This window comes from Pseudomonas sp. C6002, from assembly GCF_013385805.1.
Lineage (GTDB): Bacteria > Pseudomonadota > Gammaproteobacteria > Pseudomonadales > Pseudomonadaceae > Aquipseudomonas.
Genome location: NZ_JACAPH010000023.1, coordinates 41,164 through 46,730 on the forward strand (window position 1 = coordinate 41,164; position 5,567 = coordinate 46,730).

Genomic DNA, 5,567 nt, shown 5'->3' on the forward strand with positions numbered 1-5,567 from the left:
CCCTCGCCACAACAAGCGCCCTTGCCACAGAAAGCTCCCTTGCCAAAACAAGCGCCCATGCCACCAAAGCTCCCTTGCACCAAGTACCACTCGTCCAGGCATCAGCGGCTCTCAGGACCAAACGCCTCGTCCACCTTGGCCAGGTCGGTGTCACGCAAGTTGCCCGCGTAGTAATGCAATTTGGTCCAGGCCATCAGGTAGTCGTACCGTGCCTGGGCCAGGTCGCGACGGGTGCTGTACAGCTGCTGCTCGGCGTTCAGCGCATCGAGGTTGACCCGCTCGCCGCCGAGGATGCTTTGCTTGGTCGAGACCACCAGCGCTTCAGCCGAAGTCAGCGCCTTTTCATACGCCCGCAACTTGCTCACTCCCGACAGGCAAGCACTGAACTGGCGCCGCAGTTCGATCAGGGTTTCGCGAGTCTTGCCTTCCAGTTCGTACTCGGCCTGCTCCATGGCGCGGCTGGCCTGGCGGGTGGAAGCCGAGACGCCGCCACCGGCATACAACGGCATGCTGACTTCGATGCCGATGGTGTTGGTGTCGTAGCGCTGGTTGTAGGTGTTGCCGCTGTCGGATTCCTGCTGGCGCGAGCTGGCATACGCCGTGATGCGCGGCAGGTGCCCCGAACGGTTGCGCTCCACTTCATAACGCGCCACTTCCACGGACTGGCGTTGCGAGGCCAGGTTGGGGTTGTTGGTCAGCGCCAGTTCGTGCCAGGTGTCGTAATTGGCCGGGGTCAGGGTGAAGGCGGCAAACCCCGGGTTCAGCGGCGCCAGGTCGTTGATATTGACGCTCTGCACGCCAATCAGCGCCCCGAGTTCGCGCAGCGAGGCGTCCTGTTCATCCAGCGCCTGGATCTCTTCGGCAGTCGCCAGCTCATAGCGCGACTCGGCTTCCAGGATGTCGGTGCGGGTGCCCTCACCCTGCTGGAACAGATGCTGGTTCTGCTGGAACTGCTGCTCGTAGGCCTTTTTCTTGGCGCGGGCAATGTCGATCTGGTCCTGGGCAAACAACGCCTGGGTGTAATAGGTCAGCACCCGCACCAGCAGCGCCTGGCTCTTGTCGCGGAAGCTCTCGTCGGCAAACAGTGCCTGGGCCACGCCCTTGCGGTAGTTGGCATAGGCTTCGTAGTCGAACAGCGGCTGTTGCAGGGTGAACGTGGAGCCATAGCTGTTGTAGTTGCGGTCATCGTGATAATTGCCGCCGCGCCCGTCGGGCAAGGTGGCCTGGGAGTTGTTGCGGCCCTTGTTGTAGTTGTACGAGAGCTTGGGCAGCAGGCCGGCGCGGCCGATGGTGCGGTTTTCCAGGCCGGCGTCGCGCTCCTTGATGGCGCCGAGGAATACCGGGTCGTTGCGCAGGGCCTGTTCGTAGACATCGAACGGGCCCATGGCGGCCTGGGCGCTGCTGCAGGCGAGCAGCAAGGCGATGAACATCGGCTTCATGCTCATTCCTCGGTCAATGCCGAGCCGGCGCGGTCCAGCAGCGGCTTGAACAGGTAATTGAGCAAGGAGCGCTCGCCGGTGCGGATGAACATCTCGGCGGGCATCCCCGGCTTGATCACCAGGCCATGGAGTTTCTCCAGGGCGCTGCTGCTGACGGTGGTGCGCAGCACGTAGTAAGGCATGCCGGTTTTTTCGTCGAGCATCTGGTCGGCGGAGATCAGGCTCACCTCCCCCGGCACCCGCGGCGTGCGGCTCTGATTGAAGGCGGTGAAGAGAATATCCACCGGCAAGTGCGCGCCGACCTTGTCCACCAGGTGCACCGGCAGGCGCCCTTCGACTTCCAGGCGGGTGTCCTGGGGCACGATTTCCAGCAGGGTTTCACCGGCACGCACCACGGCGCCTTCGGTGTGCACGCCCAGGTTGACCGCGATGCCATCGGCGGGCGCGTTGATCTCGCTGTGCTGCAGGTCGAAACCGGCGGAGGTCAGTTGTTGTTCCAGGGTCAGGCTGCGCAGCTGCGCGTCGGCCAGTTGGCTGCGCACTTCCTTCTGGTACTCCTCGCTGTGCTGCTGCAACTTGAGGCGCGATTCGAGGATGCCCTGCTCCACCCGCCCGCTTTCGCCGGTGTTCTGCGCCAGGTCCTGTTGCACCTGGGACAGTTGCCGCTGGTATTCCATCAGCCGGTTGCGCGGGATGTAGCCGTTGTCGGCCAGGGGTTGCAGGTTGTTCAACTGGTCTCGCAGGGATTGCGCCTGGGCCGTCAGGTCACTGCGGGCGCGGCGCATGCCGTTCAGTTGCGCCGTAGCGCCTTCGATACTGGCGCGAATCCCGGCCTGTTCCCGGGCAAAGGCTTCGCGGCGGCTGCTGAACAGTTGACGCTGGCCTTCGAGGACCAGTGCCAGGGCTTGGTCCGGGTTGCCGCTCAATTGCGCCGGAAAGGTGATCGTCGACTGGTTATCCCGCTCGCTCTGCCACCGTGCCACGCTGGCCCAGGCCATGCGGTACTGGGCTTGCAGGGAGTGCACGTCGGCCTGGTTCTGCGTCTGGTCGAGCCGGAACAGTGGCTGGCCCTGCTTCACCGCCTCGCCCTCACGCACCAGGATCCGGCTGACCACGCCGGGGCTCAGTGTTTGCACCGCCTTGCGCTTGCCCGAGACCACCACCGTGCCTTGTACCGGGATCCCCTGGTCCAGCGGCGCCAGACTGGCCCAGAGGAAAAACCCGCCGGCGCCGACCACCGTCAGCAGCCACCCCATGCGGGCGAAAAAACGCGCGTCGTGCTCGGGATGGGTCTGTTCGTAATCGCGGTTGATTTGAATGCTGCTGTCGCTGCTCATGCGCCTGGATTCCTTCCGGCTTGATACTGACGGCTGAGGCTGACCCCGGCCTTTTCTCGTGGTGCTTCCTGCTGGCCGGACAGTGCGCGCAGCACGTCCTGGCTCGGACCAAATGCCTGCAAACGACCTTCGTTCAGCACCAGCAGCTTGTCGGCCTGGGCCAACGCCGAGGAACGGTGAGTCACCAGCACCACCGTGCTGCCCTGGGCTTTCATCTGCATGATCGCGCTGGCCAGGGCGGATTCACCCACGGTGTCGAGGTTGGAGTTGGGCTCGTCGAGCACGATCAGGCGTGGCCCGCCGTACAGCGCGCGGGCCAGGGCGACCCGTTGTTTCTGCCCACCGGACAGGCCGCTGCCCTCGTCGCCGAGCACGGTGTCGTAGCCGTGGGGCAAGCGCAGGATCAATTCGTGCACGCCTGCCTGTTGGGCGGCCTGCACCACCAAATCCGGGTCGGCTTCGCGAAAGCGCGCGATGTTGTCGGCGATGCTGCCGCTGAACAGTTCGATGTCCTGGGGCAGATAACCGATATGCGGCCCGAGGTCGTCGCGGTCCCAGCGATGAATGTCGGCTCCGTCCAGGCGCACGGTGCCCGCCAGGGTTGGCCATACGCCCACCAGCACGCGGGCCAGCGTCGACTTGCCGGAGCCGGAAGCACCCAGCACGCCGAGCACTTCGCCCGCAGTCAGGTTGAAGCTGACTTGATGCAAGGTTGGCACGCGTCGCCCCGGCGGGCCTGCGCTGACTTGCTCGAAGCTCACATTGCCCTTGGGCGCCGGCAAGGCCATCTGCTCGCCCTGAGGCGGAAACTCGCGCATCAGGTTGTCCAGGCGCTGGTAGGCCAGCTTGGCCGAACTCCATTGCTTCCACACGGCGATCAACTGGTCGATGGGGCTCAACACCCGACCCATCAAAATGGAGCCTGCGATCATCATCCCGGCGGTCATGTCGCCCTTGATCACCAGGAGCGCACCCAGGCCCAGCACCAACGATTGCAGGCACAGGCGCAGGGATTTACTCAGGGAACTGATGATCGAGCCGGTGTCGCTGGCCTTGTTCTGCAGGCCCAGGAACTGCGAATGCACCTTGAACCAGCGCTTGCGCAATGCACCGAGCATGCCCATGGCCTGGATGGTTTCGGCGTTGTGCAGGTGGCTGGTGGCCAATTGGGTGGATTGCTGGGAATAACCGCTGGCTTCACCCAGAGGCTTTTTGGTCAGGTATTCGTTAAGGCACGCCAGGGCAATCAGCAGCACGGCACCGGCACTGGCCAAGACACCCAGCCACACGTTGAACAGGAAAATCACGAACAGATAGATCGGAAACCACGGCGCGTCGAAAAACGCGAACAGCGCAGGCCCGGTGATGAATTGGCGGATGTGGGTCAGGTCCCCCAGGGATTGCCCGCCATGGCCTTCGCCCCGTTGCAGGTTGCGCTCGAAAGCGGCCTTGTAGACCCGCAGGTTGAAACGCCGCTCCAGCTGGCTGCCGATGCGAATCACGATAAAGCTGCGAATCACCTCCAGCACACCGATAAAGGCGAAGAACCCCACCACCATCAGCGTCAACATCACCAGGGTGGTTTCGTTCTGTGAAGACAGCACGCGGTCGTAGACTTGCAACATATAAATCGACGGCACCAACATCAATACGTTAATCAATGCCGTGAAACAGCCAATACTGATCAGAATACTTTTGTAGTCGCCGAGTGCCTTGAACAATGGTGCAACGGGAGTGGTCTTCGCCATGTTGCCTGATCTTCCCTGAGCCGAATGACGCGCAATAGTTTACCGAGCGCCCCAATAAGGGGCGGGCAAACATTAAAATCGGGTTATATCGTTATAACGAACTATTACGGTGCACGTTGCAATATCAATACCGCGCCGTTTTTTGCGCGACCTTCATATTCGCCTTCTTTCTGGCGATTCAAATGGGTTATGCCGGTGCCTTCGGCATTCATCAGCCAAATACCATCGGGAGTAGGCGTCCAACTAACGGGGGCTTCCCCCAGCCATTGTCCGGCGCACTCCACATCGCCCCCTAACGCGTTAGCCTGCTCAATCAAGTCCAGTGCGCACACCTGCTCTTGCTGATGCAGCGCCCAATGCCCGGCCAACTGCGCGGAAGTAGGTAAAACCAGACTGCTTGCCATTGCTGTGGCTCCTGCCGACATAAGCAACACCTGGAAACTCCAGGCCACGGTACTGCGAAATAGCGTCATCACCTTCGCCCGTTCATGGGGTGGATGCAAGGGCAGAGGGCGGCGCGTGTGCGCCACCCTCCTTTACGCGTGTATCAGGCCACGATGTCGCTGACGGCTGCCTGGCCAACGGTGGTGACGAGGAAATCCGCCACGCCGTGCCCGGAGAAGTCCACGGCCAATGTGCCCAGGTTGGTACCCGAAGCGTAGGACAGCACCGCGTCGCCGGCATGACCGGTAAACGCGTTGACGAAGGTCAGGCCTGCACCTTTGGTGATGCCGGTGAGGTCGATCTTGTCGGAACCCGAGGTGAAGTCGAAGATCTTGTCCGCCGCACCCGGCTTGGAGTCGGAGCTGGCGCCGAACACGAAGGTGTCGTTGCCTGAGCCGCCCCACAGCTGGTCTGCACCGCCGCCGCCGAAGATGATGTCGTTGCCGGCACCGCCCTTGAGGACGTTGGCGGCTGCGTTACCGATCAGCAGGTCGTTGCCCGAACCGCCGATGGCGTTCTCCACGGTCACACCCTTGGCGATGGAAACGTTGCCCACCAGGCCGCCAACGTCGGAGAACGAGGTTTCATTGAGGTTGATC

The 5,567-nt window shown here is 62.5% G+C and carries 5 protein-coding genes; all 5 read right to left on the minus strand.

Annotation, left to right across the window (positions count from 1 at the left end; translation table 11 throughout):
• Positions 1-101: 101 nt before the first annotated feature.
• Positions 102-1,439, minus strand: coding sequence for a TolC family outer membrane protein (locus HX817_RS16145; protein WP_177040575.1), 1,338 nt, complete (start codon positions 1,437-1,439; stop codon positions 102-104).
• A 2-nt stretch (positions 1,440-1,441) separates the two neighbouring features.
• A complete protein-coding gene (locus HX817_RS16150; protein WP_008433775.1) occupies positions 1,442-2,776 on the minus strand; it encodes an HlyD family type I secretion periplasmic adaptor subunit in 1,335 nt (444 codons plus the stop codon).
• Positions 2,773-4,524 carry a type I secretion system permease/ATPase gene (locus HX817_RS16155; RefSeq protein WP_008433777.1) on the minus strand — a complete coding sequence of 584 codons (1,752 nt, stop codon included), beginning with the start codon at positions 4,522-4,524 and terminating at the stop codon, positions 2,773-2,775. The genes HX817_RS16150 and HX817_RS16155 overlap by 4 nt, the downstream gene beginning before the upstream one ends.
• Positions 4,525-4,628: 104 nt before the next feature.
• Positions 4,629-4,997 carry an AprI/Inh family metalloprotease inhibitor gene (locus HX817_RS16160; protein ID WP_050550305.1) on the minus strand — a complete coding sequence of 123 codons (369 nt, stop codon included), beginning with the start codon at positions 4,995-4,997 and terminating at the stop codon, positions 4,629-4,631.
• Positions 4,998-5,071: 74 nt separating this feature from the next.
• Positions 5,072-5,567, minus strand: a 496-nt coding sequence (locus HX817_RS31375; RefSeq protein WP_256348759.1) for a M10 family metallopeptidase C-terminal domain-containing protein, incomplete at its 5' end; no start/stop codon positions are given.